General features: G+C 53.2%; 32 protein-coding genes and 1 pseudogene. 10 read left to right on the top strand and 23 right to left on the bottom strand.

Annotation, left to right across the window (positions count from 1 at the left end):
- The first annotated feature begins 151 nt into the window (after nt 1-151).
- Complete coding sequence (locus NQL71_RS32535) at nt 152-961, top strand: transglutaminase-like cysteine peptidase (protein ID WP_274644957.1); 810 nt, start codon at nt 152-154, stop codon at nt 959-961.
- A gap of 25 nt (nt 962-986) precedes the next feature.
- Here the strand turns inward: NQL71_RS32535 and NQL71_RS32530 are convergent, their stop codons facing one another.
- The 5 genes from NQL71_RS32530 to NQL71_RS32510 form a co-directional block, all read right to left on the bottom strand.
- A complete protein-coding gene (locus NQL71_RS32530; protein ID WP_274644956.1) occupies nt 987-1385 on the bottom strand; it encodes a hypothetical protein in 399 nt (132 codons plus the stop codon).
- Between the two features lie 22 nt (nt 1386-1407).
- Nucleotides 1408-1671 (bottom strand): hypothetical protein, encoded by a 264-nt coding sequence (locus NQL71_RS32525; protein WP_274644955.1) that lies wholly within the window; start codon nt 1669-1671, stop codon nt 1408-1410.
- A gap of 171 nt (nt 1672-1842) precedes the next feature.
- On the bottom strand, nt 1843-2691 hold the full coding sequence (gene nadE / locus NQL71_RS32520; protein ID WP_274644954.1) for an NAD(+) synthase: 849 nt from the start codon (nt 2689-2691) through the stop codon (nt 1843-1845).
- A complete protein-coding gene (gene pncB / locus NQL71_RS32515; protein WP_274644953.1) occupies nt 2691-3968 on the bottom strand; it encodes a nicotinate phosphoribosyltransferase in 1278 nt (425 codons plus the stop codon). The genes nadE and pncB overlap by 1 nt, the downstream gene beginning before the upstream one ends.
- A 1-nt stretch (nt 3969) precedes the next feature.
- Nucleotides 3970-4623 carry an isochorismatase family protein gene (locus NQL71_RS32510; RefSeq protein ID WP_274644952.1) on the bottom strand — a complete coding sequence of 218 codons (654 nt, stop codon included), beginning with the start codon at nt 4621-4623 and terminating at the stop codon, nt 3970-3972.
- 236 nt (nt 4624-4859) lie between these two features.
- Here NQL71_RS32510 and NQL71_RS32505 point away from each other — a divergent pair, with 236 nt between their 5' ends.
- Genes NQL71_RS32505 through NQL71_RS32495 form a run of 3 tightly spaced genes read left to right on the top strand, consistent with a single transcriptional unit; the run spans nt 4860 to nt 6677 of the window.
- On the top strand, nt 4860-5432 hold the full coding sequence (locus NQL71_RS32505; RefSeq protein WP_274644951.1) for an adenylyltransferase/cytidyltransferase family protein: 573 nt from the start codon (nt 4860-4862) through the stop codon (nt 5430-5432).
- A gap of 32 nt (nt 5433-5464) precedes the next feature.
- Complete coding sequence (locus tag NQL71_RS32500; RefSeq protein ID WP_274644950.1) at nt 5465-6175, top strand: NUDIX hydrolase; 711 nt, start codon at nt 5465-5467, stop codon at nt 6173-6175.
- Nucleotides 6176-6185: 10 nt separating this feature from the next.
- Nucleotides 6186-6677: an NUDIX hydrolase gene (locus tag NQL71_RS32495; protein WP_274644949.1), complete on the top strand. Its 492-nt coding sequence runs from the start codon at nt 6186-6188 to the stop codon at nt 6675-6677.
- Between the two features lie 53 nt (nt 6678-6730).
- Here the strand turns inward: NQL71_RS32495 and NQL71_RS32490 are convergent, their stop codons facing one another.
- The 3 genes from NQL71_RS32490 to NQL71_RS32480 form a co-directional block, all read right to left on the bottom strand.
- Complete coding sequence (locus NQL71_RS32490) at nt 6731-7081, bottom strand: hypothetical protein (protein WP_274644948.1); 351 nt, start codon at nt 7079-7081, stop codon at nt 6731-6733.
- Nucleotides 7082-7158: 77 nt separating this feature from the next.
- Nucleotides 7159-7614, bottom strand: coding sequence for a hypothetical protein (locus NQL71_RS32485; protein WP_274644947.1), 456 nt, complete (start codon nt 7612-7614; stop codon nt 7159-7161).
- Nucleotides 7611-7973 carry a hypothetical protein gene (locus tag NQL71_RS32480; RefSeq protein WP_274644946.1) on the bottom strand — a complete coding sequence of 121 codons (363 nt, stop codon included), beginning with the start codon at nt 7971-7973 and terminating at the stop codon, nt 7611-7613. The genes NQL71_RS32485 and NQL71_RS32480 overlap by 4 nt, the downstream gene beginning before the upstream one ends.
- 296 nt (nt 7974-8269) lie before the next feature.
- Between NQL71_RS32480 and NQL71_RS32475 the strand changes: the two genes are divergently transcribed.
- On the top strand, nt 8270-9244 hold the full coding sequence (locus NQL71_RS32475) for a hypothetical protein (protein ID WP_274644945.1): 975 nt from the start codon (nt 8270-8272) through the stop codon (nt 9242-9244).
- Between the two features lie 56 nt (nt 9245-9300).
- Here the strand turns inward: NQL71_RS32475 and NQL71_RS32470 are convergent, their stop codons facing one another.
- Both NQL71_RS32470 and NQL71_RS32465 read right to left on the bottom strand, forming a co-directional pair.
- Entirely contained in the window at nt 9301-9699 is a 399-nt protein-coding gene (locus tag NQL71_RS32470) for a hypothetical protein (protein ID WP_274644944.1), read from the bottom strand.
- A 74-nt stretch (nt 9700-9773) separates the two neighbouring features.
- On the bottom strand, nt 9774-10325 hold the full coding sequence (locus NQL71_RS32465) for a CYTH domain-containing protein (RefSeq protein WP_274645081.1): 552 nt from the start codon (nt 10323-10325) through the stop codon (nt 9774-9776).
- A gap of 217 nt (nt 10326-10542) precedes the next feature.
- Between NQL71_RS32465 and NQL71_RS32460 the strand changes: the two genes are divergently transcribed.
- Both NQL71_RS32460 and NQL71_RS32455 read left to right on the top strand, forming a co-directional pair.
- Nucleotides 10543-11400 carry an SIMPL domain-containing protein gene (locus tag NQL71_RS32460; RefSeq protein ID WP_274644943.1) on the top strand — a complete coding sequence of 286 codons (858 nt, stop codon included), beginning with the start codon at nt 10543-10545 and terminating at the stop codon, nt 11398-11400.
- Nucleotides 11401-11910 carry a DUF4326 domain-containing protein gene (locus NQL71_RS32455; RefSeq protein ID WP_274644942.1) on the top strand — a complete coding sequence of 170 codons (510 nt, stop codon included), beginning with the start codon at nt 11401-11403 and terminating at the stop codon, nt 11908-11910.
- Between the two features lie 27 nt (nt 11911-11937).
- Here the strand turns inward: NQL71_RS32455 and NQL71_RS32450 are convergent, their stop codons facing one another.
- Nucleotides 11938-12405, bottom strand: coding sequence for a hypothetical protein (locus NQL71_RS32450; protein ID WP_274644941.1), 468 nt, complete (start codon nt 12403-12405; stop codon nt 11938-11940).
- Nucleotides 12406-12600: 195 nt separating this feature from the next.
- Here NQL71_RS32450 and NQL71_RS32445 point away from each other — a divergent pair, with 195 nt between their 5' ends.
- Nucleotides 12601-12819 carry a hypothetical protein gene (locus tag NQL71_RS32445; protein WP_274644940.1) on the top strand — a complete coding sequence of 73 codons (219 nt, stop codon included), beginning with the start codon at nt 12601-12603 and terminating at the stop codon, nt 12817-12819.
- On the opposite strand, the gene NQL71_RS32440 is transcribed toward NQL71_RS32445, so the two are convergent.
- From NQL71_RS32440 to NQL71_RS32430, 3 genes are all read right to left on the bottom strand, one after another.
- Nucleotides 12820-14259 (bottom strand): hypothetical protein, encoded by a 1440-nt coding sequence (locus tag NQL71_RS32440; protein ID WP_274644939.1) that lies wholly within the window; start codon nt 14257-14259, stop codon nt 12820-12822. It lies immediately after the preceding gene.
- A 76-nt stretch (nt 14260-14335) separates the two neighbouring features.
- The gene (locus NQL71_RS32435) at nt 14336-15781 is read right to left on the bottom strand and encodes a hypothetical protein (RefSeq protein ID WP_274644938.1); all 1446 of its coding nucleotides are present in this window, start codon (nt 15779-15781) and stop codon (nt 14336-14338) included.
- A gap of 70 nt (nt 15782-15851) precedes the next feature.
- A complete protein-coding gene (locus tag NQL71_RS32430) occupies nt 15852-16292 on the bottom strand; it encodes a hypothetical protein (protein WP_274644937.1) in 441 nt (146 codons plus the stop codon).
- A gap of 219 nt (nt 16293-16511) precedes the next feature.
- Between NQL71_RS32430 and NQL71_RS32425 the strand changes: the two genes are divergently transcribed.
- Nucleotides 16512-17267 carry a metallophosphoesterase gene (locus tag NQL71_RS32425; protein WP_274644936.1) on the top strand — a complete coding sequence of 252 codons (756 nt, stop codon included), beginning with the start codon at nt 16512-16514 and terminating at the stop codon, nt 17265-17267.
- Between the two features lie 320 nt (nt 17268-17587).
- Here the strand turns inward: NQL71_RS32425 and NQL71_RS32420 are convergent, their stop codons facing one another.
- The 9 genes and pseudogenes from NQL71_RS32420 to NQL71_RS32380 form a co-directional block, all read right to left on the bottom strand.
- Nucleotides 17588-18841, bottom strand: coding sequence for a mechanosensitive ion channel family protein (locus NQL71_RS32420; RefSeq protein ID WP_274644935.1), 1254 nt, complete (start codon nt 18839-18841; stop codon nt 17588-17590).
- 146 nt (nt 18842-18987) lie between these two features.
- Nucleotides 18988-19344 carry a hypothetical protein gene (locus tag NQL71_RS32415; RefSeq protein ID WP_274644934.1) on the bottom strand — a complete coding sequence of 119 codons (357 nt, stop codon included), beginning with the start codon at nt 19342-19344 and terminating at the stop codon, nt 18988-18990.
- 178 nt (nt 19345-19522) lie between these two features.
- A complete protein-coding gene (locus NQL71_RS32410) occupies nt 19523-19879 on the bottom strand; it encodes a hypothetical protein (RefSeq protein WP_274644933.1) in 357 nt (118 codons plus the stop codon).
- Nucleotides 19880-20019: 140 nt separating this feature from the next.
- Nucleotides 20020-20337, bottom strand: coding sequence for a hypothetical protein (locus NQL71_RS32405; RefSeq protein WP_274644932.1), 318 nt, complete (start codon nt 20335-20337; stop codon nt 20020-20022).
- A gap of 95 nt (nt 20338-20432) precedes the next feature.
- Nucleotides 20433-21041, bottom strand: a complete 609-nt coding sequence (locus NQL71_RS32400; protein ID WP_274644931.1) for an alpha-ketoglutarate-dependent dioxygenase AlkB — start codon at nt 21039-21041, stop codon at nt 20433-20435.
- Between the two features lie 476 nt (nt 21042-21517).
- Nucleotides 21518-22552 (bottom strand): annotated as a pseudogene (gene recA, locus NQL71_RS32395) (recombinase RecA); the annotation flags it as partial.
- Between the two features lie 101 nt (nt 22553-22653).
- Nucleotides 22654-23226 (bottom strand): non-canonical purine NTP pyrophosphatase, encoded by a 573-nt coding sequence (locus NQL71_RS32390; RefSeq protein ID WP_274644930.1) that lies wholly within the window; start codon nt 23224-23226, stop codon nt 22654-22656.
- A gap of 199 nt (nt 23227-23425) precedes the next feature.
- Nucleotides 23426-23680 (bottom strand): Lpp/OprI family alanine-zipper lipoprotein, encoded by a 255-nt coding sequence (locus NQL71_RS32385; protein ID WP_274644929.1) that lies wholly within the window; start codon nt 23678-23680, stop codon nt 23426-23428.
- Nucleotides 23681-23966: 286 nt separating this feature from the next.
- Nucleotides 23967-25217 (bottom strand): DUF4116 domain-containing protein, encoded by a 1251-nt coding sequence (locus NQL71_RS32380; RefSeq protein ID WP_274644928.1) that lies wholly within the window; start codon nt 25215-25217, stop codon nt 23967-23969.
- Between the two features lie 325 nt (nt 25218-25542).
- Here NQL71_RS32380 and NQL71_RS32375 point away from each other — a divergent pair, with 325 nt between their 5' ends.
- Entirely contained in the window at nt 25543-25986 is a 444-nt protein-coding gene (locus tag NQL71_RS32375; protein WP_274644927.1) for a hypothetical protein, read from the top strand.
- Nucleotides 25987-25995: the final 9 nt, after the last annotated feature.

Below are 25995 nucleotides of genomic sequence, written 5' to 3'. Positions count from 1 at the left end.
GTACTGAGCCAAGGGGGTTTCGGTGCAGCCAGGTGCGTCATGGTCTTCGACCATTTTACAAAGACTAGGCGTCTCACAAGCCACCGTAATTGATGTTGGTCAAACGTTCAGGGCCATTGGCGTTGCATGTTTTTTGACGGCATCACTGGCCATGAGCGGCATTCCATCGACCGCCCATGCTGGAACAGTCGACAAAGCGTGGACGGATTCTGAGCTTGATTACATTGGTAGCCAGGCCGAGCCTGCCAGTATTGGCCGGCAAGGTTTTCACACCTATGGTCGATATCCTACGGCAGAAACTGCACGCAAAGGTGCTTTTGATGCAATGATCGCCGGCGCTGGCAGGCTTTCGACTAGCCAGAAGTTAGAAACGGTAAACAATTTCTTTAATGAGCGGGTGCTGTACCAGCGCGACGCTGAAGCCTGGGGTAAAAATGATTACTGGGCCACGTTGGGGGAGACTCTGACGAAGGGCGCCGGGGATTGTGAGGACTTTGCAATTGCCAAGTACTACACCCTGCAGAAACTGGGGATCGAGCAGAGTCATCTCAGGATGGTTTACGTTAAATCCAGTCAGTTTCCCGAGCCACACATGGTGCTGTCCTATGCCGACAAGCGAGGCAGCGACCCTTTGATTCTGGATAACATCGAGAAAAGCATCAGCCGGCTCTCAAGCCGTACTGACCTTTTTCAGGTGTACTCGTTTAATGATGCAGGCGTCTACCTGCCAGGCAAGGAAACCAGCCTTGCCGGCCCCGAGCGACTGTCAAAGTGGGTGGCCGTGATGAATAGAGCCGCCAGTGAGGTACCAAAAAAAATTCAGGTCGCAGCAGAGCAGAGCAAGCCAATGGATCTGACGATGCTTACGACGGATGACATCAAGCAGTCGGCCACAATCGGAAGCCACCTGAAGTCTAGAAACAAGCGTTCATTGGAAACTGACGAGCCTGACCTAAAATGACATCATACCCAACGGTGCGGAGCCACTAGTTGCGCTCGAAAAAGCAGCTTGTGAGTGAAGCCGCTTGCCGTAGCACGCCTATCCGGCTTTCGCTAAGCCCGTTGCGCAGCTCGCCGAGGTAGACACCGCTGAGCGGCGATTTGAAGTTGTCCAGGTGTCCGGACTGGCCCTGACGAAGCGCAGAATCAACCACCAGGTTGATCATGCTGGACATGCCGATTCCAGCTTTTCCAAACAAAGCCCGCAGGCGCGACGGACTTAAAGTCTTTAGGGCATCACAACCATCCTGATCAAAAGCAATCACTGCGACCGTAATACGTTCGCCGGAGCCCATGACGGGCTCCATGTAGATTGCCCGCCATTGCGCTTCATGAGAAGGCAGGGGCGGTAGCTGATCAAGAATCGATTGATGAATGGTGTCCAAGGTCGCGGCCTGCGGTCAGTGATTACTTGGTAGCGGGCGCGTCGGACTCGTTACCTTCGAGTTTCAGCTTTTCGGTAACAGCGGTAGCCTGCGTCTGCGCCGCAGGCGCTTCGACTGCCTCTGCCACGGTGCCTTCTGGCGCTGCGGCCACTGGGCTTTGGGTTTCGGCAGCAGGGCTAACTTCGCTCTGCTTTTCCTGCTCGGAGGCGCGGTGAAGGTAGCAGGCAGCCGAACCGATCAGACCAACAACGGCGACCGACAACAGAACAACAATAGACTTACGCATGCGAAAATATACCCGTGAATGACTGAAGTGTTGCTCTGGCAATTAACGCATAATCTTTTCGGCACCTCAAGTGTTGGTTTTGACAGCAAGAAAGCGCCAGAAGGCGCTTTTTTGATTTTTTATCACTCTTGGAGGGGTTTTCTACCCCCAAAAAAGTGCACAACGGTGGTTTTACGGAGCGTAAGGCAGGGCGCGTTTGTGAGCGGTTCTGGCGTATGCGTCGATGATCACCTTGGCGACTTCATCAGAGACAGGCCTGCCGAGCAGGAAGTTGTCGATGTCATCGTAGGTGCAGCCGTAAGCCAATTCATCTGGCTTTCCTGGGGCGAGATCTTCAAGGTCGGCGGTCGGGGTCTTCAGCACCAGGTCAGTTGGTGCACCCAGCGCCAGCGCGATCTGACGAACCTGACCTTTGACCAAACCTGACAGTGGAGTCAGGTCTGCCGCGCCGTCGCCGAACTTGGTAAAGAAACCAAATACAGCCTCGCATGCATGATCCGTGCCAACAACCAGACATCCTCTGTCGCCAGCAATTGCGTATTGGGCGATCATGCGGGCACGTGCTTTGACGTTACCTTTCACGAAGTCGATCTGGTGCTCGTTGCCGGCTTGCTGGCCACTCAAAGCGCCCATCATGGCATCGACAGACTGGCCGATGTCGACGGTCAGGATTTCGTCCGGTTTGATGAAGCGCAGGGCCGCTTGAGCATCTTCTTCGTCGCGTTGAACGTAGTAGGGCAGGCGTACGGCGTAGAACTTGGCGTCGTAGCCTTCGGCACGCAGCTGTTCAACCGCTTCCTGGCACATCTTGCCTGCCGTGGTGGAGTCAACGCCGCCGCTGATACCCAGTACCAGGCCTTTGGTGTTACTGGCCCGTACGTAGTCTTTCAGGAAGGCCACGCGGGTTTCGAGTTCTGCTACCGCGTCGCTGGCTCGATGAACCCACTGTTTGACGTTGAGTTCGCCGGCAATGCGAGCGGCGATGTCGGTTGTGATGTCGGTTTTCAGGATGTCGTTCATTACTGGGCCACCTTGTCGTTGAATTCTTTGATGCCGAACACACTCGCGGCGTATTGCAGGAAGCTCGGGTCTTCACAGACGTTCTTCACCGGGTCGTCGGAGAACTTCACAACCGCCGCACCGTTAACACGCACCAGTTTCATCACGATGCTCAAAGGCTCAACGCCTTCGACGTCGCAGGCCAGGCTGGTACCGATGCCGAAGCCTACTCGAGCTCGGCCACCGACGTGACGGTGGATGGCCAGCGCTTTCTCGAAGTTCAGGCTGTCGGAGAACATCAGTTCCTTGCGCTTCGGATCGATGCGCAGATCTTCGTAACGCTTGATGCATTTGTCAGCCCAGGCGAATGGGCAGCCGGAATCATGGCGAAGGCCGTCATACAACTTCGCGAAATACAGATCGAAGTCCTTGTTCAGGAAGTAGTCGCTCGAGATGACATCGGTCAGGGCAATACCCAGGCGACCACGATATTCATGAACCCAGTTTTCCAGCGCGGCCTTTTCGCTATTGACCAGGCGGACATCGGTCTGCTGGTGAAGCATCAACCATTCGTGAGCCATCGTGCCGATCAACGGCAGGTCGAACTCGTAGGCCAGCATCGGGTTACTGGTGCCGACAAATTGGCCGGGGAAGTCACGGCGCATGATATCGACCACTTCACGCTGTACCTCTTGCGACAGACGACGGCGCGTCGAAAAGTCCGAGACGCGGAAGTCGGCCAGCTCTTCTTTCGTGGCGTTCTTTTCCAGCCATTCGAATTTCTGGTAGAGGCGGTCACGCACTTGGGACAGTTGCACATCCGGGTACTTGGTGCGGTTGCGCAGCTCGCTTACGATGGCCAAAACGGCGATTTCGAAGAGCATGGTGTGCACCATCGGCCCACGAACGCGGATCGAAATCTGACCGTCTACCTCGGACACATGCACGTAACGCAGGTTAAAGCGAAACAGCGCCAGGAAGCGGCGGAAGTCGTCGGTCAGGTACTCGCGGAAGCGCTGATCAAAGACAAAACGCAGTTCGTCATCACGCACTTGCAGATTCGCCAGGTGTTCGAGTTGCTCACGAACTTCAGGGATCAAGTGCGATAAGTTTTCCTTCGACCTGCAAATAAAGGCGTATTCGACGTCAACGTTAGCATGCTGGTGGTGCACTGCCTGCAGCATCGTTAGCTTATAAAAGTCGGTATCCAGCACGCTGGAAAGGAGCGGCTGATTCCATTTGTAGATGCTTTCCGTCTTCCCGATGACCGGGGTATTCCATGCGCGATTGCTTTCCATCTCAATTCCCCTCTTTAGCGAATTTTGTCAATTCATCTTGATTGTGAGCGATCACCGCACCGGCAGCGACCATTTCGACCAATGCTTCTAGTGCGCCTTCGGCACTGATTGCTCGGCAGGCCGGCAAGTGGAGCACGACGATGAAGTCTGCGGCCAGCAGTTGCAGGACGGTGGTTTTGACGCAGTAGTCCAGAGCCAGACCGCCCACCAGGACTTTTTCGATGCCATTGCAGCGCAGGACTTCGATGGCGCCGGTGGTCAGCTTGTTGTGCAGATCGTGGTAGCAGGCGCCGTAGGGGTGCAGGTCGGTCGATACACCCTTGTAGACCATGTAGCCGTAGTCGGTCTCGGCGGGCAGCGTGTCGAGGAGCTCGTAGCCCAAGGTACCGGGTACGCAGTGCACAGGCCAGAACAGGTCAGCATTTGGCAGGCCGGTAGGCTGGGCGATCTTTTCGCCGGTCTCGTCGATCCATGGGGCTTGCGGAGAGTGAGCGTCTTTGCTGCCGACGCGAAAACCAGCCAGGGAAGCCATGAAGTTCAGCTCAGGGGCAATCTGGTCACCGCCAACGACAGGCAGTTCATTTGGGCAGATCGGGGTGAACCCCTTTTGGGCGTCTACGTCAAAGCTTGCGATTTTGTTCTTGGGGAAGCTCATGTGAGGTGCTCCTTGTTTGCCGATGATTAGATATTACGCCACACGTCATAAGTCGTCAACAACCCGAAATGAAAATTTCTAAAAATCTTCCATCAATCGAAAAACAGTCGCTCATTTGCCTATATATAGTGGTACTGGCTGAAATTATTGCTGAGCCATAATTTCATATAATTGACCTGTTGCGATTGACTAGATACGACGTGACACGTATTATGTTGAAAAAGAAGGAGCAAAACATGAGCAAGATCCCATTGGCCGTATACGGCGGCGCATTCAACCCACCTCACCCAGGGCACGCCCAAGTGATGAAGGGTCTGCTTGAGAAGGCTGAAAAAGTGCTGGTGGTACCCTCTTATGCTCACCCGTTTGGCAAGCACATGGTGGCTTTCGAAACGCGGGTAGGGTGGCTGACCAAGATCGTGACCCAGCTGCAAGATGAGCGCATTCAGGTAGATGCCTGTGAGGAAGATCTAGCCGCCATCAAGACCCCGATCTTCAGCATCGATCTGTTGCGGTTCATCGCCGACCGGTTCGGCCTCGATAGCAAGTCGGTGGCGTTGGTGATGGGCGCGGACAACGCAAAGGTTTTCCCAACCTTCTTTGGCTACCAGGCCATCGTGGATGAGTTCTCGGTGATCACCATGCCTGAGGTGTACCAGATCCACAGCACGATGCTGCGCAGTGCCCTGGCTGATACGGGTGAAATTCCGCAGGACTGGGTTGCCCCCGGCCTGACGCAACATGATTACCAGGTGTACAGCCAAGACCCGGCTGGCCAAGCCAACTTGAATTCACGCAAAATCGCCTGAATCACCAATTTATCTTTCAAGGGGACTCCAGGATGACCACTCAACAAAGACCTTACCTCCACTCCGTCGACATCGGTGTGCTGCGCTTCAACCAGGCGAGTGAGGTGATCGAGGTCATGCTGCAGAAGCGCCTCGACCCTGATCAACCTTACTTTGGTCAGTGGGCGCTGCCCGGCATCGTGATCAATGGTGACATGATCGACCAGGACATCAACGCCGCACTGGCCCGCCTACTGGCGTCGCCCAAGGTCGGCATCCCGGTAAAGTACACCGAACAAGTGGGAACCGAAGGCAACGGCGTGCGTGATCCGCGCTGCTGGTCGAGCACCACCGTCTACCTTGGTCTCGTGGATGACGCCATTGCCCTGGAAGGGGACAAGCAGTGGGTGCCGCTGGCTGGCGTTCTGTCCTCCGAGATCCTGCTCGCATTTGACCACAACCTCTTGGCTGGCATGATTTATGAGCGGCTTGCGTCGAAGTGCCTCTACAGCAGCCTGGGCCTGCAACTGCTGCCACAGGAATTTACCATCACCGGCGCGATCAGCGTGTTCGCCTCGATCCTCAATTATCCGGTGGCCCGGACGAGCATGGTGCAACGCATCAACAAGATGACGGAAGCCGGCCTGGTGCTGAAGACTGACCGCAAAAACCAACCGCTGATGGGCCGGGCCCAAACCATCTACGAAAACCTTCAACCAGAAAAAGTCTTCTTTTTCGACCGTACTCTCTCTGCCTCTGAATAAGGAAATCGACATGAACGCACCCGTCAAACCGTTTGAACTCCTGCATGAAACCCCGTATTTCAACGTGATCAAGCGTGGGAAGTATTACCTCGTGAGTGAAGAGTACGAGGTTAACGCTGCGGTGATCCTCGCCAGAACCACTGATGGCAAGTACCTGATGGTCAACCACTACCGTGGCGCTATTGATCAGGATTCCCTGGAACTGCCGCGTGGTGGCCGCAAGCCGAACGAAACTCTGCTGGAAACTGCCCAGCGTGAGTTGAAGGAGGAGACTGGTTACGTGTCTGAGGCCTGGTCGTTCCTCGGGAAGATCCACACCAACACCTCGATCATCGTCAGTGCGGTCGAAATCTACCTGGCGCTCGACGCGGTACAAGTGACCACCGTCACTGACGGAGAAACCAAAGGTAACCTGCTGTACACCGAGGACGAATTTAAAGTCCTGATTCGCACCGGGAAGATCACTGACGCGCACACCCTGTCGGCCTGGGCAATGCGATAATCGCACCTTCAGCCAAAGGCTGCCTGCTCGGGTGGCCTTTGCAGGCTGTACCGTTAAAGGCCTGGGGTTGATTCTGGTGATAGGCGTTTCACTGGCAGCGGTATTCCTGACGCCTCATGGATGACCGTTTCCACTGCGGCGACCGGGTCGAGTTCGGTGATCTGGAATCTTCCACCGGCAATCTCACCAAGCACCTGGTCGTACTCATCATTCGATGCTAAGCGCACTTTCGTGTCTTCCATCACCACCGCAAAGAGCGGAATGTCATCCCACGCCTCGAAAATGAACTGCGTTCCTGAAGAGTTTTTGCCGACCACGTTGTCCGGAAGTGCTTGCTTTGACAGGATCTTGGCTGCCCATGCGTCCATGACCTGGTGTGCAGTGTTGGCAAGTAGGATAGGCATGTTCGCAAGTTCTCCAAGGGATTGATCGTGTACTGCAAGTGCGGGATGGTTCGGTTAAAACGATTCGTCACCGGGCCCTACAATCCAAGGTCGTGGCTGAAGACGTCTTTTCGAAACTCCTCGAACTGCGGTGATTGTAGGAGGAGGTTCTTGATGGCAACGCTGGGCTGGGTGAAGCCAACTATCAGGAACTCAGCCTTCGCGGCCCTGCGCAGTTCGTCTGGATAAGCCACCGTTGCCCCGTTCAGCGCATCCTCAACCAGTTTGATTGCTCGAGCGTTAAAGTCATCGGCCAGTGGCGCTGTTGGGTCTTTTGCACTTCTCGCTAAGGCTTTACCTATTCCGCCCCTGACATTGGCGAAGAGCTGATAGCGCGTCATGTCAGCCATCCCGAGGTTAAACACTGCGGGATCGTATAAAGGGCCCTGGCCTGTGCCATGCAGGGCCCGTTCAACAAGCGCGTGCCACTTGTTCGCAGGCCCCTGGCCTGTGCCGTGAAGAATCTTTTCAATAAACTCGTACGACTTGTTCAAAACGTCAGTCCGCCGCTGTCATATTCGCGGCGAATTTTTTCTGGCTGCAAGGGGTTGCCGGTCGCCTTGTGCAGAACAGCCGATACCTCGCCGAAGCGGTCGTAAGCGGTGATACTGAATTGACCTTTGGCGATGGCGTCGATGACCTCGTCATACTGTTCCTGAGATGCTTCCATAATGCCAATGCCATCTTGGATGGCCAAGGTAGGCTTGCCAGTGTGGTACTCCCAGACGTAGCGATCACCGGGTTCCATTTTTCCAACGACGTCATCTGGAGGAAGCCCTTTGGACGTGATGTATTTGTTCCAGGCGGTCAAAACGGCTTCTGGGGTAGAGGCCAGGGTAGGGGCCTTGTTCATGGGAGGTTCCTCTTGTGGCAATACTTCATCTTAGTTCTGGATCGGGAGCTCCTGCAACTCCGCATTGTGAAACTGGTCGTGTTATATCTGAGGCTGCACGTATCATAAGTGGTTAATTTACATGGGAATGATATGTTAATGAATAAAGTTTGTTGAACAATTGACATTCGCTTGATGTCAATATAGTATCATGATAAACAACGCCAGGAATACCAGATATGGAATCGTGTTTAACTACAGAGCAGGAAGCCCTTCAGAGCAAAATCGTGTACTACAGGTGCGGTTGGTTTCTGTTCATGGTCATGGTGTTCGCGCCAGCCTGGTTGTTCGCGTCGAGTGTTGAAGGTGTACCATTCGAAATGGCGGTTGACATTATCAGGCAGGAACTTGGCTACCTGTTTTTTCCTGATTTTCTATCCAGCGTGCTGAGCTATCCCGTCACCGCGCTGGCGACATTAATTCCTGGTTCTAGCGCATTTATTATCATGCCCATTTACATGTGGGTGGGTGGCTTTTCCGTTGTGGCCGCTATGTTGTATTTCGCGTTTGTTCAGCCACCATACTTCAAAGAATTGTTGTTTAAGCTAGACCCGATGTGGCAAGTCAAGGAAAATGCTAAGTGGGTAATTAAATCAAAAGCCCAACCAATACCGTTTTCCAAGATGATTGCTTTGATCCTTCTTACTGCACTCGTAGGCGAGATCATCTACGGTTACAACCGGCCAGTCATTGCTGATAATTATGAAGGCAGTGTTTACTTGGTGAATCGAAAAGGCCAAAAAATACCCCTGGCCGTGACGCTAAAACTCGACCTTCTATCGCCTGGAGTGGTGTTCGATAAAAAACCAGGCGTCGACTCCAGGTCGCTGCACATAAGGTTCGATGGCAACGATGTCGCAGTATTGAAAAAGTTGGGGATTGACGAAAAACTGATTGGCGAGAACGTCGACAAAGATGGTTATGGCAGCGTCGTCTGCGGCGCCGATGGTGCTCGTGAATTCAATGTGGCTGGCTACGCACCGGGTTACCGGCTTCTGGTTAGTGAACATTACATCAACAAGCCAATCTTCCAGAAGAACGTAAAATGCCCATTGAATATGTTTTTTGGCCTTGAATCGTTCGATGAGGGACAGTTTGCAATCTCAGACATCTCCCCTGATTACCTCATTGTGGCTGACGTCACACGTAATTCACGTTTTAGCCCGCTACAGCGCTGGATCATGAAGTATCGTTACAGCAAAGATTCATACAGATTCTTCAAGTCGGAGTAAATATTTAACGAGAATGCAAAAGCCCGCACAAGATGCGGGCTTTTATATATCAAGACTTAGATAGTTTCAGTCTGAGCTCCTACAATCCACGGAATAATCATCAAGGCTGTCGCCAATATCATCAACCCCAGATCCCTCCAGCCGGCGTCCGGGTCGTTTCTTGTCCTGAACATACCTACAAGTGCCAAAAAGAAGATTACCATCCCCTGAAAGCCACAAAGTAAGTTTGCGAAGGCATGCGACTGTATCTGAAAGCACCATGCAAGCAGCGGTGATACGGTCAGCGGCACAGATAATAAGAGAGCGAGCGTGCTCAACACCAGGTCAAGCGTAAGGTTTTGCCTCCAACCTGCTTTGAGTGTCTTTAGGTTAAAGAGTGTGCAAAACAAGCCTGTGATGAAGAATGTGATCGAAAATCCCAAGGAAGGCAGAATTGGATAATAGGAAAAGTACATAGTGATCTCGTCCAGGGTCTTTGGCGGGAATACAGGCCTGCAGAGTTAGTCCTGCAGACCCCGGTGTTCGATTTTTATGATGCGGTTGAAGGCTCTGCCGCTTCAGTGGAATGCGCCCACGTTGTGAACGGATGCTTGGCCAGGTACGAGTTGTAGTAACGCTTGTCGCCGGTCACTTCTTCGCCCAGCCAGACGGGACGTTCAAACTCTTCATCTTCGCTGGACAGCTCGATCTCTGCCAGGACGAGGCCGGCATTCGCGCCACCAAACACATCAACCTCAAAGGTGTGGCCTACACGTATAAGGTGGCGGAGTTTTTCGATCAAACCAGGCAGGCAGAGGGGCATGAGCATCTTTGCCTCCGCGCCGGCGATGTTTTTTTCCCATTCAAATCGCGACATGCCAGAGGCGCTACCAATCCCTTTGATGGTTAATACGCCATTGTCGTTGTGCAGCCTTACCCGAACGGTTCGGCCAGGATCGTCGTTCAGGTATCCCTGGGCGATAATGTCGACCTTGCTGGCGCTGGCAAGGAGTTCCTTCAGGTACTCTGGCTTAACCAGAAATTTTCGTTCGATTTCGACTTTTGGCTTTTCGTGTCGACGGAGAAGGACAGCAAAAAGCACCCAAGCGGCAAAGACAATGGTCAGCCATATGAGCAGAGTATTCAGTGCGGAGTGGTACGTGTCGTACAGATGAAGAAACATGTGCGAAGACCTCTGACGGCGAGCAAAAGGTTGAGAATCGTCGAATATACCTGCGCCCGACTCGAAGTCAATATATGGCATATGTTATCGTAGGCCTTGATATTTCTGCTTTCTAAACCTTGAAATTGGAGCATCCATGCGTATTGCTATGGGCATTCATGCCCTTATTTTGTCCTCAGTTGTTGCCTCCGGTTTGGCTAACGCGCAATCGCCTTTAACCCCTGCTCACCGGCCTTGTGGTGTGGCTGCAGTGTGCAAGGTGACCGACAATGGCAACGAGGCGAAGGTCAATCTGATCAACCTTTCTGTCAAAGTCGAGCAGGTGATCAACAACGACACGATGGAAATCAAGCTGTTCCATGAGGCTGAGGGGGCAACCGCCGAGCAAGCTTTTGCCCGCAACTCAGAAGCCCTGGACAAAGTCATGAAGCGGGTCGACAAAGTGGCTGGCATCAAGGTCTTCACCGGCAACCGTAGGGCCACCCCGATCTACGTCGAAAGGGTGGTCGAGGATCCAACCGGTTCCTTTACAACCAGACATCCGTCTGACAAGCCGGATATCAAGCCAGTACCTGCTGAGGGGACTATCGCTTCCTGGCGCGAGCGAGTAGACATCACGCTACAGAGTCAGGACTTCAAGCTGCTCTCGACTGTTCTGACTGACCTGTCGGGTGACATGCAGATCGACAGAATGACTTTTAAGGTGTCCGATCAGGCCCGCAAGGCCCAAGAAGGGGCCATGCTCGACAAGGCACTGGCGGAGTTTAAAGATAAGGCGACGTTGACCAGTACCGCTTTTGGCGCCTCTAGCTATGGACTGGTGAATGTTTCTGTCGGCGAGGTGATGCCGAGTTATGACAACCAGGTGGGTGGTATGCAGATGATGGCGTACAAGACTTCTCGCAGTGTGTCTGTGCCTGAAGTCGCCGGTGGTGAATCCAAGTTCAACCTAAGCGTGAATGGTTCTATCCAGCTCTTTAATGAGGTGCGATGAATGAAGCTGACGCGTGTTGTTAAAATTGGCAAGGCGCCTTACGACGAATACATTGGCCGTCCTAAGCAGCCCAATATGATGCATTGGGGAAACCCGTTTGGTTTGTCCGGGGACAAGTGCGCAGTACGGGTCAGTAGCCGCACCGAGGCCATGAACCGCTTCTGGTACTGGCTGGAGGGGACTGCTGATCAAAACGTAGAGCCAGAACGCCGGCAGTGGATCCTGGACAACCTGGAGAGTTTGCGCGGCAAGCGGCTGGGCTGCTTCTGTATGCCCCAACCATGTCACGGCCTAATCTACCGTGCCTTCCTGGGCGAAATCACCAAGGAGCAGGCGCTGAGCACTCAACCGTGGCAAGAGGTTCAGAATGACATTTTCGCTGGAGCCGTTGCGCCCACTACAGAGGTGAAGGTTGTCGTAGCCAGCGAAGTGGATGTGGAAGATCCACCGCTCAAGACGGCGACACGTGCTCGTGTCATGGAAGAAGATCAGCTGGATCTGTTTGGCTGATCGGGTGAAGAGAAAAAACAAGGCGGCCTAAGCCGCCTTTTTGTTGTCCCCGTTTTCAGTCTCTTCGCAATATCTCAGGTATGGATCTACCCAACCATCACTACGCATTTTCTTGGAAACGGATGGCTCGACCTTTACGACAGGCTCTGCCGATTTTTTGCGTCGCCATCTTGCACTGATGCGCAGAGGCTTTGGTTTGAAACGTGCCAGTGAAACGATGGGTCGGTTAAAGCGACCCTTCAACGTTTTACCCCATTGTCCAAGTCTGGAAACCTTGAGTGCTTCGCTCATCTCGGGTTGCTGATCGATGATGATCGTGGACTCTTTATTGGCTTTCCTGGCCTGGTACCGCGCATAGCCCTTGTCAAACATCGTGACGTCTTGGCGAGGCGCAAACAACGTCGCCAGCACCACAATGTCCAATAAGACAAACATGCCCAAGGGCATGCGTTGCCAGACGATAAGGCCAAACGTGGCGGAAATGAGGATAGCCATCAGTGACTTTCCCAACATGAAACCTCCTGTCCTCGTGGTTAATCATGCAGCAATAACACTGTATATTCATCCACGGAAAGGTGCAACCCTGAATGACCGGTCATGGAAGTGCTAACAAGCTCTCGTAAATGTCAAGAAACAGGCATAGAATAATCACCAATAATTGACGGAATGAATGTAAATTGGGAGCCGGGGATGGAAAACGTTCCTCGCAGTTCTGAGTACGACCGCCTTGAGGTCGATCTTCGGCTTATTGACGCCAATTTGAGTGACGTCATGCGCCACCTTTTTTACAGCGAGCAGGCTTCTTCTGAAGAGGGTAGACTCGCCGGCGTGGCTGACGCAAAGCGCCAGCTGAACAAGGCGATGGACAGAGTGGGTCAGGTTCGTCGAGGAGTAAAGGCCAAATCTTAGTTACAGGCCCAGGTCTTTACCGAAGGAGTCCGCACGAAAGCTCATAGACCGAGTGAGTTTGCACTTTTTCAGGAAGGCGTCTTTCCGCTCAAGGCCCAAAGCTTTCTGCAATTCTTCACTGCCTGAGAATTTGAACAGGGTCTCAATGGTCTTTTCGTGGGCTGATGCGAGCGCTCCCACCTTGTCTGCTTCAATTAATTGCTTGGCGTGGGCCAAGGCGATTTTTTTCGTATTGAAATAACGACCATCAGCTAACTTAATTGCAGCATCCAGACTCAATGATCCAATGCATTTTTGAAGTTCAGCATTGAAGCCATCGTGCCCATTCAAGTAAAGGGCACCTTCCTGGGTATAGTGTCTGATCACACTCATCATGTGCTTGGGATCAGCGGTCAGTACGTTCATTCCGGCTTCCATCGCGACATGAAACAAACGTTCCGTCAGGGTTTCGTCGCCTCGTGGGGATTGATCAATAGCTTTGATCAAACGCAATGGAGTGAAATCAGTCCGGCGTCCCATGATGATCTCTGTAGGTGTTCTTTCCATCGGCGACATCTCATACAAACGCGAGAAAATTGCCTTCAGGTGAGTCGTATCTCGAAGGTGCGTTATGTCCTTGGGCTCTCCATTCTTGAGAGCACCCAAAAATCGATTGAAGACTAAACCGGGGTCAAAATCCCGGATCCCATTTAGGGCTTCGGCGTCCATGGCATAGTCCAGGATCTGGTTATGCACCCATGGCTTTTTCTCGAGGCGCGAGATGTTGTCGAGGCATTTGATGATCGACTCATCGAACGTCAGCTCCGAGTCCACATCGCGGGACAGGGAGACTCCACCGCTCTCAAGGAAATGGGACAGGGCTGTGACCATTTTTTCCTTGTCTCTACTTCCCATGAAATTGTTCAGGTACATGTCCTTGAACATCATTGCGACGTACTGGGGTTCGGAGATATAGCGGTGACCGCCCATGCTCCGGAGAACATTCATCGTTTCGACAAAATCCTCTTCAGAGACCAGGGGCTCCCTATCGGATTTTGGGAATTTCCGACCAAATCCGAGAATGGCAGATCCCAATGGCTTGAGCGGATTTGGAAAGATTACCTTACTGTAAAGGATGGTCTGCGGGCTGGAGTCGTCCAGGGCAGGGTCGTCAAGGTAGCAATCGTACCGTTCGAAAATAGCCAGGGGTACTCCATGATCACGGAAAATGGCCAATGCCTCATGATTACCCTCCATGGCACATTCGCAGATGTGCTGTTCCACCTCCCTACGCAAGGATTGTGGGGTCATGTATCTCGGACTCTTACGGTCAGGAGACATAGGTGCCGGCAAGTAGCCTGCTGCTTCTGGCATGTTCTCCAGTTGCTCGCAGTAGATCCTGGCGTTGCTTACGGCCCTTTCCGACGTTGTTGGCCATGTACGGCGGTGATCGAATGTCATGGAAGCTCTCGGGTAGATTTGAATGGTTGATCAGTCGGGCGATGCAGGGGAGGGCTCAGTACTTGAGCCCCGTGCCTCAAAGGCCGAGGTCTTTTGAAAAGGACTCAGCGCGAAATTGTAGCGACTGGGTGGTCTTACCTTTGTAGGCAAAGGCGTCACCCATGCTCAGGCCAAGCTTTATCCGGTAGCTTTCGCTGGTAGGGTCGGTAAACAGCCGCTGGATGGTCGCTTCATCGGCGCCGGCGATGGCATTCACCTTGTCGTCGGTAAGCATCTGCTTTATCCGTGCCAAGGCAGCTGGATTGGCCTTGAGCACATGGCCTTTGCACAGCTTCATCGCGGCAGTGAGGTTGAGCACCTCAGTGTGCTTCCCGAGTTCATCATTGAACTCTTCCAACTTATCCAGATCCAGACAGCCTTTACGTTCGTACTTGGAGATCAAGGTGAAGAGATGGCCTTTGTCATTGATCAACGTGTCCATGCCCGCTGACATGCAAGCGTTGAACAACGCTGGGATGCGCGCAGGCTCTACTTTGGCACTCTTTGATTCATCTATCGCACGCAGCAGCATCAGCGGAGTGAAGCGCTTCTGGTTGCCGAGGATGATCGCATTCGGATCTTTGTTGATCTGGTAGAGTTCGTGCATGCGCTGGAAGATGGCCCGAAGGTTGGTGTTCTCCCCCAGCCAACTGACCACCTTGTCTTGCCCGCGACTCAAGGCATTCATAAACGATTGAAAGACGATGACCGGGTCAAAATCACGCACGCCGGCTTTCACTTCGCTCTCTAGCGCGAACGGTAGCATCACGTTCTGGGTTTCTGGGTTGAAATCCATGTTCCGGATCTTTTTGATGATTTTCAGCACCGAGTCATCGAAGCTTAGATCTGAGTCATAGTCCCGGCACAGGGAGATACCACCCTCGGCGAGGAATTTATCGCTGGCGTAGCTCAAGCGACGGCTGTTATTGAGGTTCATGAACAGGAAGCCCATGTCACGAAACATTTTCGAGACGTACTGGGGATCGTTCTTGTAGTGATTTCCACCCATGATCATGAGAACCGACAGGGTCTCGTCGAAGTCGGCCTCGGTGATGCAGGCAGCTTCATAGAGATCGCTTCTCGAATAACCGGATATCAACGTGCCGACGGCTTCCAGAGGATTCGGAAAAACTGTACCGCGATTCAAGATATCGCGAGGGTGGGGTGAGTACAGTTCCTGGTTTTCCAAGAAACTGTCATAGCGCTCGAAGATCACGAGGCCTACCCCGTGCTCACGATAGATCTTCAATGCTTCATGGTTGACGGTTTCAGCGCACCGGGCGATGTTGACTTCAATTGCCCGGCGCAGCGTGGATGGCGTCCAATTATCTTTGCTCTCGCCGCTACCATTACTGGGTGCGGGCAGGTAACCGATAGCTTCCGGCATTTTCTCTAGGGCACGGCAGAAACGAGTCGCTAACGTGACGCCCCATGCAACCTGGTCGGCTCTGCGGCGTTGGTAAGTTGCGTCTAGATCGCTCATGGAAAAGCCCCAATGTTTTTTCTCAGTATGGGGCTTGCGCTAACGCGGGCGCAACGCGACGAACCGGGACTCAGGCCTCGGGTGTACGGTCGTCTGTGATCGACAGTGGGGGTGATTCCGGTTCCTCTTTGGGAGCAAAATGGGCCTTGGTCGCCTGATAGGCTTTCTGCCCGGCAACTCCCAGGCAATACGCGGCGCCAGCGGACACAGAGGCCGTCACGATCAAACCCCCGCCTACAGCCCCTGCCGCAGCGATCCCGAGGGCGGCCCCGACGGAAGCCCCGCCGATTTCAGCAGTCTTCTCCCCAAGGGTGTCGGCGGCTTGTAGCAGGGTCTTTTCCTTGCGCATGACCGCAATGGACTCCTTACCAACGGTCAAGGCCGTTTCCACGATCAGCGCAGCAGGCAGGCGCTTGAGCAAACCCGAGGAACTTGCGGTAAGGACACGTGACAAGCCTTTAGAGGCGCCCATTTCCAGAGCCTTGCCTGCGGCTGCTTTGAGAATCCCCATGAATAACGGCTCCTGATACAGCGACAATAAGCCCACCTGGCGGTGGAAGTGTGCTCCTGTATTCTACAGCTTATTCTCGGTGTTGGTGACCCAAAACCCTGATTCGAGTTATTGCCAAAAAGCGAGCCGGCTTCGCCGGATGTGCGATCTCTCGAGAACTGTCCGCTGGCAATGCATGCTCTATGTTGTGTACCCTTTCGGCATTGAACTGGAGGTGACATGAAAATCCTGGTGCTGTCTGACCTGCATATTGAGTTTTCGCCGTTCGAGCCCTCATTGACCGACGTCGACGTCGTGATCCTGGCCGGTGATATCGGACTGAAAACCCGTGGCATCGAGTGGGCGGCCAGCGCATTCAGCTGCCCGGTGCTGTACATCCCCGGCAATCATGAGTACTACGGGGGCGAGCTGGGCCGCAACCTGGTGAAAATGCGCGAAGCTGCCGCCAAGACGCCCAACGTCAAAGTGCTCGATTGCGACGAGGTCATCATCGATGACGTGCGCTTCCTCGGTGCGACCGCCTGGACGGATTACACCGCTTCGGGTAACGAACCCATGGCGAAGCTGGCGGCGACAGCTCTGACTGATTTTAAAAAGATTCGGACGGCGTTGTTCAAGCGGGTTAATCCGGATCATTTTGCCTATGAATGCCGCAGGGCTAAGGCCTGGTTCATGCGCAAGCTCGAAGAACCATTCGCTGGCCACACGGTGGGCATTACGCACCATGCACCGTCAGTGGAGTCCCTTCACGGCCACCCTGATGCCGGAACGCACCTGGATGCGTCTTTTGCCAACCGCTGGGAAGACATTCTGAGCGGATTCGACCTCTTCGTGCACGGTCACAATCATCAGCGGGCTGACTACGACGTCTACGGGTGCCGGGTTGTTTCGAATCAGCGAGGGTATCCCGGCGAAGTCATCGACTTCGATCCGGCCTTCGTGATCGACACGGACAACTTTCGAAGGAAAGGTTGAGCTTAACCGCAAGGGCCTTTTGGAGGCCCGTTCGGATCAGCAAGAATGACTGACGTACGGTACTTTGGCATCCCTACGGCGCCACCACTGCCAGCGCTTGGGTGCCGTCCAGCCTTCCTGGGTCGCGAGGAGGGTGCACATTTCCTGGGCCGTATCGCTAGTCGGGCCAAACGCTGCAATATGCCGTCGCTTCGCGAAAGGAAAGTCGGTGACAGTCAGGCAGGCGCTGTATTGGTCTGGGGTGTCTCGAAGAGTCATAAGCTTCCTTGTGCGGGGTGCTGGGAAAGCCCCTGAGAGGCGTCAGGGGCGCCGGTGTGGGCTTAAGCTCTGAGTCGGTCGAAATCAGATCGCAACGACCTGAGATCAACTCCGGAGGGCTGCTGGTGCACGCTCAAGCCAAATTCCGGTAGGATCGAAATCACGTGATCGAAGATATCGCCCTGGATTCGCTCATAATCGACCCAGACCGTGGTGTTGGCAAATACGTAGATTTCAACTGGTATCCCGGTCGGGGTCGGATCGAGCAGGCGAACCATCAGGGTCATGTCCTGGTGCACGCCGGGGTGGTTGCGCAGGTACTGTTCGAGGTACGCCCGGAATGTACCCAAGTTGGTCAGTCGACGCTGGTTGACCTCATCTTTGCCGGCTTCTGGCAGTTTCTCGTTCCAGGCATTGATCTCCCGATCCTTCTCAATGAGGTAATCGCGCAGCAGGCTGAAGCGGGAGAGGGCAGTCTTTTCCTCGGGGCTTAAAAAACCGACGGTATTTTGATCGATGAAGAGTGAACGCATAATCCGTCTCCCCCCTGCCTCCCTCATACCACGCATATTACGGAATGCGCCTTCAACTATCGCTCGGGTCGGCACTGTAGATAACGTAAAGTCATGATTTCTGACGAGAATTTGGTGAAGCGCGATGTCAATCACGTCGCCGTTGGCATTGAACTGAGGAACCTCGATCCAGTCGCCCAGGCGTACGATCTCGCTGGAAGAAATCTGAATGCTGGCGACTAGGCTATGCAGGGTTGACTGAAAGACCAGTACCGCAACCGCCGCCAGCGCACCGAGGCCGGAGAACATGATCAATGGAGACTTGTCGACCAGGGCGGCAATGCACAGGATGGTGGTCAGGCAGTAAACGACAATTTTACAGATCTGAATGTAGCTTTTGATCGTCCGCTGCGTGGCCCGTGGTCGGCTTTGGTAGGCCGTATTGATCATGTCCAATACGCCGCACAGCGCAAGGGCCAGTGTCATCACGATAAAGGCGCTGCAAAGGTTTGCAATGATCGTGCTGATGGTTTTTGAAATTTCCGGGATGTAGGGAACCCCGTACATGATCGACAAAGCCGGCACCACGTGAAGGATGCGTGAAATCACCTTGGTCGGCAGCTGTTGGAAGGTCTGAACCAGCGGGGACTGACTGAACAAACGGTAGATACCGTTGATGAAAATGACTTTGAGCAAGAAGGTGCTAAGGGCTGCAAAAATCAACAAGGCCGCGCCCATGCCGGCTGAGTAGGCGTCAGGGTAGCCTTTCAGCCAGGCAATTGCCTGGTACACATGGTCAAACATGGAAAATGAATCCTACGAAGACACGCTGCCGCTCTTGGCAGAGTAAGCCGTCAATTTATCATATATGCCTAGCTGGAAAGGAGAGGGTGTCGACCACTCAGTCAAAAAATAAAAGCCCGGCCACCTTGCGGCGGTCGGGCTCGTTATCACCAGTAATCCCAGCTATTGAATTTCTGCAGCGCAGAAAGGCATACATCGAAATCACCGGTGCTCAGTGCCTTGCGAATGGCCTGGAAGTGCTGGGCCTTTTGCATGTCGCGATCACGCCTGCGGTAATCACGCGGCACACTGTTGAACCTGTAAGTACGGTAGTCCGTATGAAACACCCGGATGGTTTCGGCGACGTACTCAGCGTAGGTTTTCCCTTTGCCGTCGTCCCAGGAATGGATAAATACTCCATCACGTTTGAAGCAGTACCCATGGTTTTCGTGATCGATTACGCCGAGCCGAATGTAGTAGGCGAAATTACGCGAGGGTTTCCCGCGTCGGAAGGTTCTGGACATCTTGACTCCTCGATTGGACTGCACAATCGGGAGTACCTGTCGTGGATGTATTTCACCGTCATAATTTCTTCCTCAAGTCTGTATTTCAGGCTAACAACGCCCACCCAGAGGGCCTTGCCTTGGCGTTCAAAGGTTTGGCAACAAAGGGCCCGACCAACCATGGTGGTCGAGCTTTGCATCAATAATAACGCCAGCTATAGAACTTCTCCAGCACTGACAAGCAAACATCGTAGTCGCCAGTGCTGAGCGCTACGCGAATGGCCTGCAGGTGCTTGGCCTTTTGCGCATCATTATCGGCCTTGCGGCAGGCGCGGGGTACATTGCTGAACCTGCGGCTACGGAAGTCAGAATGGAACCACCGAATCTCTCGGGCGGCGTACTCCTCGTAGGACTTGCCATCGCCTTCACACCAGGTCTGTTGGAAGTCGCCAGCCCTATAGGAAAAGTAAACCCGGTTCTCGTGATCGATGACGCCGATCCGATTGTAGCGGGCGAAATTACGCGAGGGTTTCCCGCGACGGATAGTTCTGGACATGTTGATTCCTCGATTGACTGCACAATCGGGAATACCTGTCGTGGATGTCTTTCTGCTTCATATCTGCCCCCTTAAATCAGCATTCCAGGTTAACAGCATGAATCAGGAAGGCAAGCAATTTCTGTAGGCAGCCTTGGTGGTCAACCGAGTGATGGAGTCGGCAGGGGCGTCCAGTGGGTGTGATCGCCGGGCCAGCGGTCGTCCCTGGGCGTGCCCAGGTAAGGAGGCTCGGAGACCGGCAACTTCCACCACAGTACGGGGCCATCGCTAAGCGCCCAGGCCGCTTGCGGGCGAACCACCGTCATCACATCGAGCGCAATGGATTCTGAGATTGCAGCGTCGATGACGTCGGCTAGCTCGTCCTTGGTGTAGATACCGCCGTGGAACAGAGTGCCCTGCCGGGTCGTCTTGGCAATGACCCGCATCAGCCGGCGCACTTCCTTTTTGCTAGGCATCATGGGTGATCACCTCGGAGGCCATCCAAGGTAGCATTCCACGCAAGGTCATGGTCTGAAATGCCATTCTGTTTCATGTTTCACTCCTCTGCTGAGCATTACAGGAGACCAAGGCCTCTGAAGACATCAATCGCTTTCTGCCTGTCACGCTCATCTTGTCCGATCTCATGGGCCTGCAAGAGCCCTCGGAAGGTCAAGCTGACACGCGGGCCGCATGAGGCGCTGTGCTTTGGAATGCGGTGCAGATGCGTCAGCTGCATGCCGGCAGGCATCACAAACAACGAGCCTGATTCCAACATTTGCTTATGAACGATGCCGTCCATGCCTTTGTACCAGATCTCGCGTTTCGCGCCGAAGCTGAACACCAGAATTGGCCGTTTGTGATCAATGACTTCGCTGTCGTCGGCATGCCAGTTCAACGAATCGTGCTCATCGTTGTAGCCGTTGCAAAAGCAGGCCTCAAATTTGACACCAAAGTCGGCTTCGGCTTTTTGCTTGATCTCAGCAATCAGATCGTCCCAGCCCGCAGCGGGGTAGTAGGTTTTGGCACCGAGGCCGCGACCATAGGTGTAGGGTTTACCGTTGTCACTGAAAAAACACTCGCGCCGGGGTACATCGCGCTGCTCCCAAGGCAGGTTGTTCCAGAAGTGTTCAAAGCACGCTGCTGGATTGGGTACCGCCTCGGCAATGTAAGTGATCTTGACCATTGAAAAGAGCTCCTTCCCTTCAAATGTATGACGGCCCTTTCGGGCCGTCGGTGATGCAGTGGGGGTTATCGAATCAAGGACTGGATAATGTTAAACAGACCCAGGTTGGATTCGATGGCCAGCTTGGCCGCCACCTTGCCCTTGGCGATGTTTTGACCTTCGTAGTAAACATGAGGGCCGCTCATGTACAGAATGTCCTTCTCCATGGCCTTGTCGAACCACGACTTTTGATCACCGGTGGTTGGTGCTGCTCCATCGGTCACCGGGGTGATGACTGGGGTGATGACCTCAACCGAAGGCGACGTGTCGGAGCTCAACAGGGTACTGATCGGCTGCGCGAAGTACTCGTCATCGTCCAGGGGCTCCCGGTGAGCCGGGCGTTCACCGTCGGCCAGTTCATCGAACTCTTCTTCCTCATCTACCTGTGGTTTGATTACAGGGGCAGGGATCTCGGCAGCTGGGCGCAACTTCTCGGCAGCCTCAGCCGGCACCACCTTCGGTTTGACCGCCTCGATCACACCGTTGTTGCCCAACAGCTTGTCGCGCAGTTGCTTCTCGAGCGCTGCCGCGACCTTCGGGTTATCCGCCAGGTATTTTGCCGAGTTAGCCTTACCCTGACCGATTTTGGTGCCGTTGTAGGCGTACCAGGCACCGGATTTTTCGACGAACCCGTGCAGAACACCCTGGTCGATCATCTCGCCGTGTAGGTAGATACCCTTACCGTAAAGGATCTGGAACTCGGCTTGCTTGAATGGTGAAGCGACCTTGTTCTTTACAACTTTGACGCGGGTTTCGCTGCCGATGACTTCTTCGCCATCCTTCACCGAGCCAGTACGGCGGATATCGAGACGAACCGACGCGTAGAACTTCAGCGCGTTACCACCGGTGGTGGTTTCCGGGCTACCGAACATCACGCCGATCTTCATGCGGATCTGGTTGATGAAGATCACCAGGCAGTTGGCGTTCTTGATGTTACCGGTGATTTTACGCAACGCCTGGGACATCAGACGGGCTTGCAGGCCCACGTGCATGTCACCCATTTCGCCTTCGATCTCAGCCTTTGGCACCAGCGCCGCCACGGAGTCGACGATCAGGACATCGACCGCGTTCGAACGCACCAGCATGTCGGTGATTTCCAGCGCTTGCTCACCAGTGTCGGGTTGGGAGACCAGGAGGTTGTCGACGTTTACACCCAGCTTGGCGGCATACTCAGGGTCGAGAGCGTGTTCGGCGTCGACGAAAGCACAGGTCGCACCGGCTTTTTGCGCCTGGGCGATCACGGACAGGGTCAGGGTGGTTTTACCAGACGATTCCGGGCCGTAAATTTCGATGATGCGACCACGCGGCAGGCCGCCGATGCCCAGTGCCACGTCCAGACCCAGGGAGCCGGTAGAAAAAGAGTCGATAGGCGCACGCTCGCTATCGCCCATGCGCCTGATCGAGCCATCGCCGAACTGCTTGTTGATCTGCGACAACGCTGTTTGGAGCGCCTTTTTCTTTTCAGTAGACATATGAATCTCCGATGAATCTGGTGTAGGTGTGAATGTAATTATTGTCTTCAATTGACAGGCTGTCAACAAGATTGATGGTAAATTGATATGATATTTTCACATCAATCTTCGTTCTGATAACGGCCTGTCCAAGGGGCTACCAGGTCAACTTTAACGGTGAGGTAGGGCAGTTGGTTGACCACGGCATCGAATGCAAATTTGCGAGCTGACACGGGGTCTTTGGTACCGGCTTTGTCCATGGCTGAAAGGGACTGACCTACGCCATCCACCCGAATGATTGGGTCGATGCCAAAGCCTGGTGTGTCATAAGGGCATATGGTGCCATAGGTCTCGCCGAGGTAGGCGTACACCACACCCTCGTGAAGAATGCCCAGGCGCACCTGCCAGATAGCTTTGGCGGGATGCTGGATTTCGCCGGCGAGCAGAGCGTCTTTACGCCAGCGAATGTCGATCATGGGCTGGCCATCAATGACCATGATGGAGTCTTCGACCATGCGGCCTGGCCCTGCGGCTAGAGCTTTGTGAATGATGACTTCATCTGGATTACCATCGACCTCGTCGAGGTCTTCGCCTGTTTCGATACGCAGTGAAGCGTTAGAAAATCGTTGGTATTCAGCAATCTTGACCGGGTTTGAAGTAACCAGGGTGAAATCTTGAAGGGTTGGAGCGCCCATTGGTGTCACGTCCTGTCGTTGATCGCTAGGTTATCAGTATAGTCCTGCTATACCGAAACGTCAATTGATGGGCTTTAATATTGAGTCTATGAGGCATCAGGTGGAGAAGGCCTGGCATCGAGAGAAGTCGGGTTCTGCGCCAGCTGGCGCCTATAAAAAAACGGCGCCCTAGGCGCCGTTTTTTCACTGCCTGCCGGAATTACTTGCGGCTGGCTTTTTCGAGCATGCGCAGAGCGCGCTCGTTGGCTTCGTCAGCGGTCTGCTGCGCCTTTTGGGCGGCGGCCAGGGCTTCATCAGCTTTCTGCGAAGCCGAATCAGCGGTCTGCTGAGCTTTGGAGATCGCGTCTTCGTTGGCGGTCAGGCGCGCTTCGGTCTCTTTGGTGAAATGAGACGAGCAGCCGGTGGCCAGCACAGCAGCGATAGCCAGAGCCGAGAATTGGAGCACACGTTTCATGCGTTTGTATCCCTATGTTGAGTGAGTTCGGTCATGCGACCGGTCGACTGACTTGAAGCAAAACCCATTGTTGCAGTGTTCCTATGGAATGTAAATATACCTTTCTGCAAAATATTTTAATTGGAAGAGCTGCTACCGCTGTTACCTGAAACGAATGGTAAAAACAGTTTCTATATAGAATTCATGGAGAGTTTCTGGGTAGTTGATCGTCGAGACTGGCATTCAGAAGCGTTATGGCCAATCGATATCTACGATCATAATACCCAGATCAGTGGTTAGGTCTTGATTACAAATTCAGAGCTTGACCGAACAACACGCCCTTGATTTTTAATTTCCGGAACAATTGGATCAACTCGACGGTGTTATATACCCTATTCAGAGCTTGAGCATTACGAACAGATTGCTGGATTTGTGGAACAACTTCATTGGCTTGGAACTGGGAAAGGTAGGCCTTAGCAAATAATTCGCATATGCTACATTTGTCTTTGACAAGTTGGCGTACTGCTTCAGTGCCAGTTTCAGGAAACCGGGGGTCAGGATTGATTTGCTGTAGAAGTAAAATGCTTTGATACAGATGCAGAGTGGACACCCAGGGATGGCTGTCGAGCGTGTTAAGCAATGCGTGAAAACAAATAAGTCTGCTTTGCTCGGCACAGGGGATGAACTGAATGGCCCTGCCATCGCGCTTTATGGCCTCTAAACGAATCGTTTCAGTTTGTTCCTGTGGGGGTATCTGACCGAGCATCATCGGGTTTCTAGAAACGGCAAGAAGACGGAGCTTTTCGGTTTGGAAGGAGGGCGGAATGTCGTCAAGACAGGCCCCGTGGGGGCATGAACCGATTGCAGTCTCGCACAGCTTGCCTGTTAGCAGGCGCGGGGGCACGAAGACGATGGCACCCCCGTTGGAGCGAACAGCAGCGTTAGCCATGTCCGACGTTACGATATTTACAGGGCAGAAACGCAACAGAAGGCCATCTTTCCCAAGGGCGGTCAGCCAAATGTCCTTCTTGAGGTGCTGAGCAGGAATTTGATGGATCAGTTGCGCATTCAGGCTTACCGCTTTTTTGTATAAGGACTTATTCAAAAGATGGTCAGGAAGAAAGAACAACATGGTCGGTTCTTTTTCCATAGCAAGCAGACATAACTCAATTTTTTTCAGAGCGTCTGGAACATAACAAAAATCTTTTGGGTTGAGTTTTACAGCCACCCAGCACACGCGCTCTGTTCGCTCAAACAAAGGAATGTCCTGGAAGTTACAAAGGAAACCTTTCAGCATGGAAATCCAGAGATCTTCTACGTTTTTTGATGCTTTTGCCTGCGACTCAAACAAATCAGGTTCAATCAACGATTTGATATCAATTCGCAGAGCAACACATAAGTATTTATAAAAGTTAGTAAGCGATGAAGCGCTCATATTAGATAATGGTTCCCCGTGGGAAGAGCGCAGCATGCTCCAAACCTCTGGCGCTATGTTGTTTTGCAAATGTGCAATCGCAGTGAAATCGAAATAGCCATCTACTATGGATTGTTTGGCCAAGGTTTCTCGTCTTGTTTTCAATCTCACAATATTATTCCCCATTCCATCAAATATTGAATCCCTGTCAAACTTGATTGTTGAAATTAATATTCACTGTTTTGTTTTTATTTCACTTATTTGTTTTTATTACATGGGGTTATTGAGTTGGTGGCCATCATTATAGCATCAAAATCAGGAATGTGGTGGCACATTGGCATGTGAGCAAGCTCATCAGGAAGTTGGCCAACCAGGTCAGGAAAATTGACGAAAATTGCCTGGAAAGCTTGGCGGCTTTTTCTATTTGAGGTAAATTGCCACCATCCTTTCAGCACTAGATTTTTCAGCAATGCATAAGCCGTACGACTATTTTCAAGAATTCTTCCGGGTTAACGAAGCTGGTAGACCCATACCAAAATTTTCAGTCCCGGTGTGTAACGGTCGCACCCAGGAAATTCTTAACCCCCGCCACAGCGTGCATATTTTTCCGCACCTGACGGAAATCGACCGCAGGATTAATGCTCTGCTTGAGTCGCAGGCCGCTGGTAAGGAGGCCTCTGACCCTGAGGCTTGTTTCGACGACCTGGCGCAACTGCACAGGCATGCTGAAAAGCTGTTCAAGCAGGCTCTGTTTCTGGATACAGCGGATCGCAATTCATGGAGTCATATCGAGCAGGCTTACACGACTGCGCCGGAGCCATCGACCCTGTCCTCACGGCTGAATGACCTCAAGGCTTTCTGGAAGGGTCGGTTGGAATCTCTGGTAGAGTCAGAGGTAGCCTACAGTCGGTAGCATTAACGG

This window comes from Pseudomonas serbica (assembly GCF_028823535.1).
GTDB lineage: Bacteria > Pseudomonadota > Gammaproteobacteria > Pseudomonadales > Pseudomonadaceae > Aquipseudomonas > Aquipseudomonas serbica.
This window is presented reverse-complemented; position numbering and strand designations above follow the sequence as displayed.

What these genes read in the sequence shown, in the direction of transcription:
- NQL71_RS32470 (WP_274644944.1), bottom strand. Translation starts at nt 9,699, where the DNA reads ATGTACTTTTCCTATTATCCAATTCTGCCTTCCTTGGGATTTTCGATC.
- NQL71_RS32405 (WP_274644932.1), bottom strand. Translation starts at nt 20,337, where the DNA reads ATGATGCCTAGCAAAAAGGAAGTGCGCCGGCTGATGCGGGTCATTGCC.
- NQL71_RS32510 (WP_274644952.1), bottom strand. Translation starts at nt 4,623, where the DNA reads ATGAGCTTCCCCAAGAACAAAATCGCAAGCTTTGACGTAGACGCCCAA.
- NQL71_RS32410 (WP_274644933.1), bottom strand. Translation starts at nt 19,879, where the DNA reads ATGTCCAGAACTATCCGTCGCGGGAAACCCTCGCGTAATTTCGCCCGC.
- pncB (WP_274644953.1), bottom strand. Translation starts at nt 3,968, where the DNA reads ATGGAAAGCAATCGCGCATGGAATACCCCGGTCATCGGGAAGACGGAA.
- NQL71_RS32535 (WP_274644957.1), top strand. Translation starts at nt 152, where the DNA reads ATGAGCGGCATTCCATCGACCGCCCATGCTGGAACAGTCGACAAAGCG.
- NQL71_RS32420 (WP_274644935.1), bottom strand. Translation starts at nt 18,841, where the DNA reads ATGTTTGACCATGTGTACCAGGCAATTGCCTGGCTGAAAGGCTACCCT.
- NQL71_RS32490 (WP_274644948.1), bottom strand. Translation starts at nt 7,081, where the DNA reads ATGCCTATCCTACTTGCCAACACTGCACACCAGGTCATGGACGCATGG.
- NQL71_RS32415 (WP_274644934.1), bottom strand. Translation starts at nt 19,344, where the DNA reads ATGTCCAGAACCTTCCGACGCGGGAAACCCTCGCGTAATTTCGCCTAC.
- NQL71_RS32400 (WP_274644931.1), bottom strand. Translation starts at nt 21,041, where the DNA reads ATGGTCAAGATCACTTACATTGCCGAGGCGGTACCCAATCCAGCAGCG.
- NQL71_RS32525 (WP_274644955.1), bottom strand. Translation starts at nt 1,671, where the DNA reads ATGCGTAAGTCTATTGTTGTTCTGTTGTCGGTCGCCGTTGTTGGTCTG.
- NQL71_RS32480 (WP_274644946.1), bottom strand. Translation starts at nt 7,973, where the DNA reads ATGAACAAGGCCCCTACCCTGGCCTCTACCCCAGAAGCCGTTTTGACC.
- NQL71_RS32500 (WP_274644950.1), top strand. Translation starts at nt 5,465, where the DNA reads ATGACCACTCAACAAAGACCTTACCTCCACTCCGTCGACATCGGTGTG.
- NQL71_RS32430 (WP_274644937.1), bottom strand. Translation starts at nt 16,292, where the DNA reads ATGGGGATTCTCAAAGCAGCCGCAGGCAAGGCTCTGGAAATGGGCGCC.
- NQL71_RS32505 (WP_274644951.1), top strand. Translation starts at nt 4,860, where the DNA reads ATGAGCAAGATCCCATTGGCCGTATACGGCGGCGCATTCAACCCACCT.
- NQL71_RS32425 (WP_274644936.1), top strand. Translation starts at nt 16,512, where the DNA reads ATGAAAATCCTGGTGCTGTCTGACCTGCATATTGAGTTTTCGCCGTTC.
- NQL71_RS32435 (WP_274644938.1), bottom strand. Translation starts at nt 15,781, where the DNA reads ATGAGCGATCTAGACGCAACTTACCAACGCCGCAGAGCCGACCAGGTT.
- NQL71_RS32390 (WP_274644930.1), bottom strand. Translation starts at nt 23,226, where the DNA reads ATGGGCGCTCCAACCCTTCAAGATTTCACCCTGGTTACTTCAAACCCG.
- NQL71_RS32440 (WP_274644939.1), bottom strand. Translation starts at nt 14,259, where the DNA reads ATGACATTCGATCACCGCCGTACATGGCCAACAACGTCGGAAAGGGCC.
- NQL71_RS32455 (WP_274644942.1), top strand. Translation starts at nt 11,401, where the DNA reads ATGAAGCTGACGCGTGTTGTTAAAATTGGCAAGGCGCCTTACGACGAA.
- nadE (WP_274644954.1), bottom strand. Translation starts at nt 2,691, where the DNA reads ATGAACGACATCCTGAAAACCGACATCACAACCGACATCGCCGCTCGC.
- NQL71_RS32385 (WP_274644929.1), bottom strand. Translation starts at nt 23,680, where the DNA reads ATGAAACGTGTGCTCCAATTCTCGGCTCTGGCTATCGCTGCTGTGCTG.
- NQL71_RS32460 (WP_274644943.1), top strand. Translation starts at nt 10,543, where the DNA reads ATGCGTATTGCTATGGGCATTCATGCCCTTATTTTGTCCTCAGTTGTT.
- NQL71_RS32450 (WP_274644941.1), bottom strand. Translation starts at nt 12,405, where the DNA reads ATGGCTATCCTCATTTCCGCCACGTTTGGCCTTATCGTCTGGCAACGC.
- NQL71_RS32445 (WP_274644940.1), top strand. Translation starts at nt 12,601, where the DNA reads ATGGAAAACGTTCCTCGCAGTTCTGAGTACGACCGCCTTGAGGTCGAT.
- NQL71_RS32495 (WP_274644949.1), top strand. Translation starts at nt 6,186, where the DNA reads ATGAACGCACCCGTCAAACCGTTTGAACTCCTGCATGAAACCCCGTAT.
- NQL71_RS32375 (WP_274644927.1), top strand. Translation starts at nt 25,543, where the DNA reads ATGCATAAGCCGTACGACTATTTTCAAGAATTCTTCCGGGTTAACGAA.
- NQL71_RS32475 (WP_274644945.1), top strand. Translation starts at nt 8,270, where the DNA reads ATGGTCATGGTGTTCGCGCCAGCCTGGTTGTTCGCGTCGAGTGTTGAA.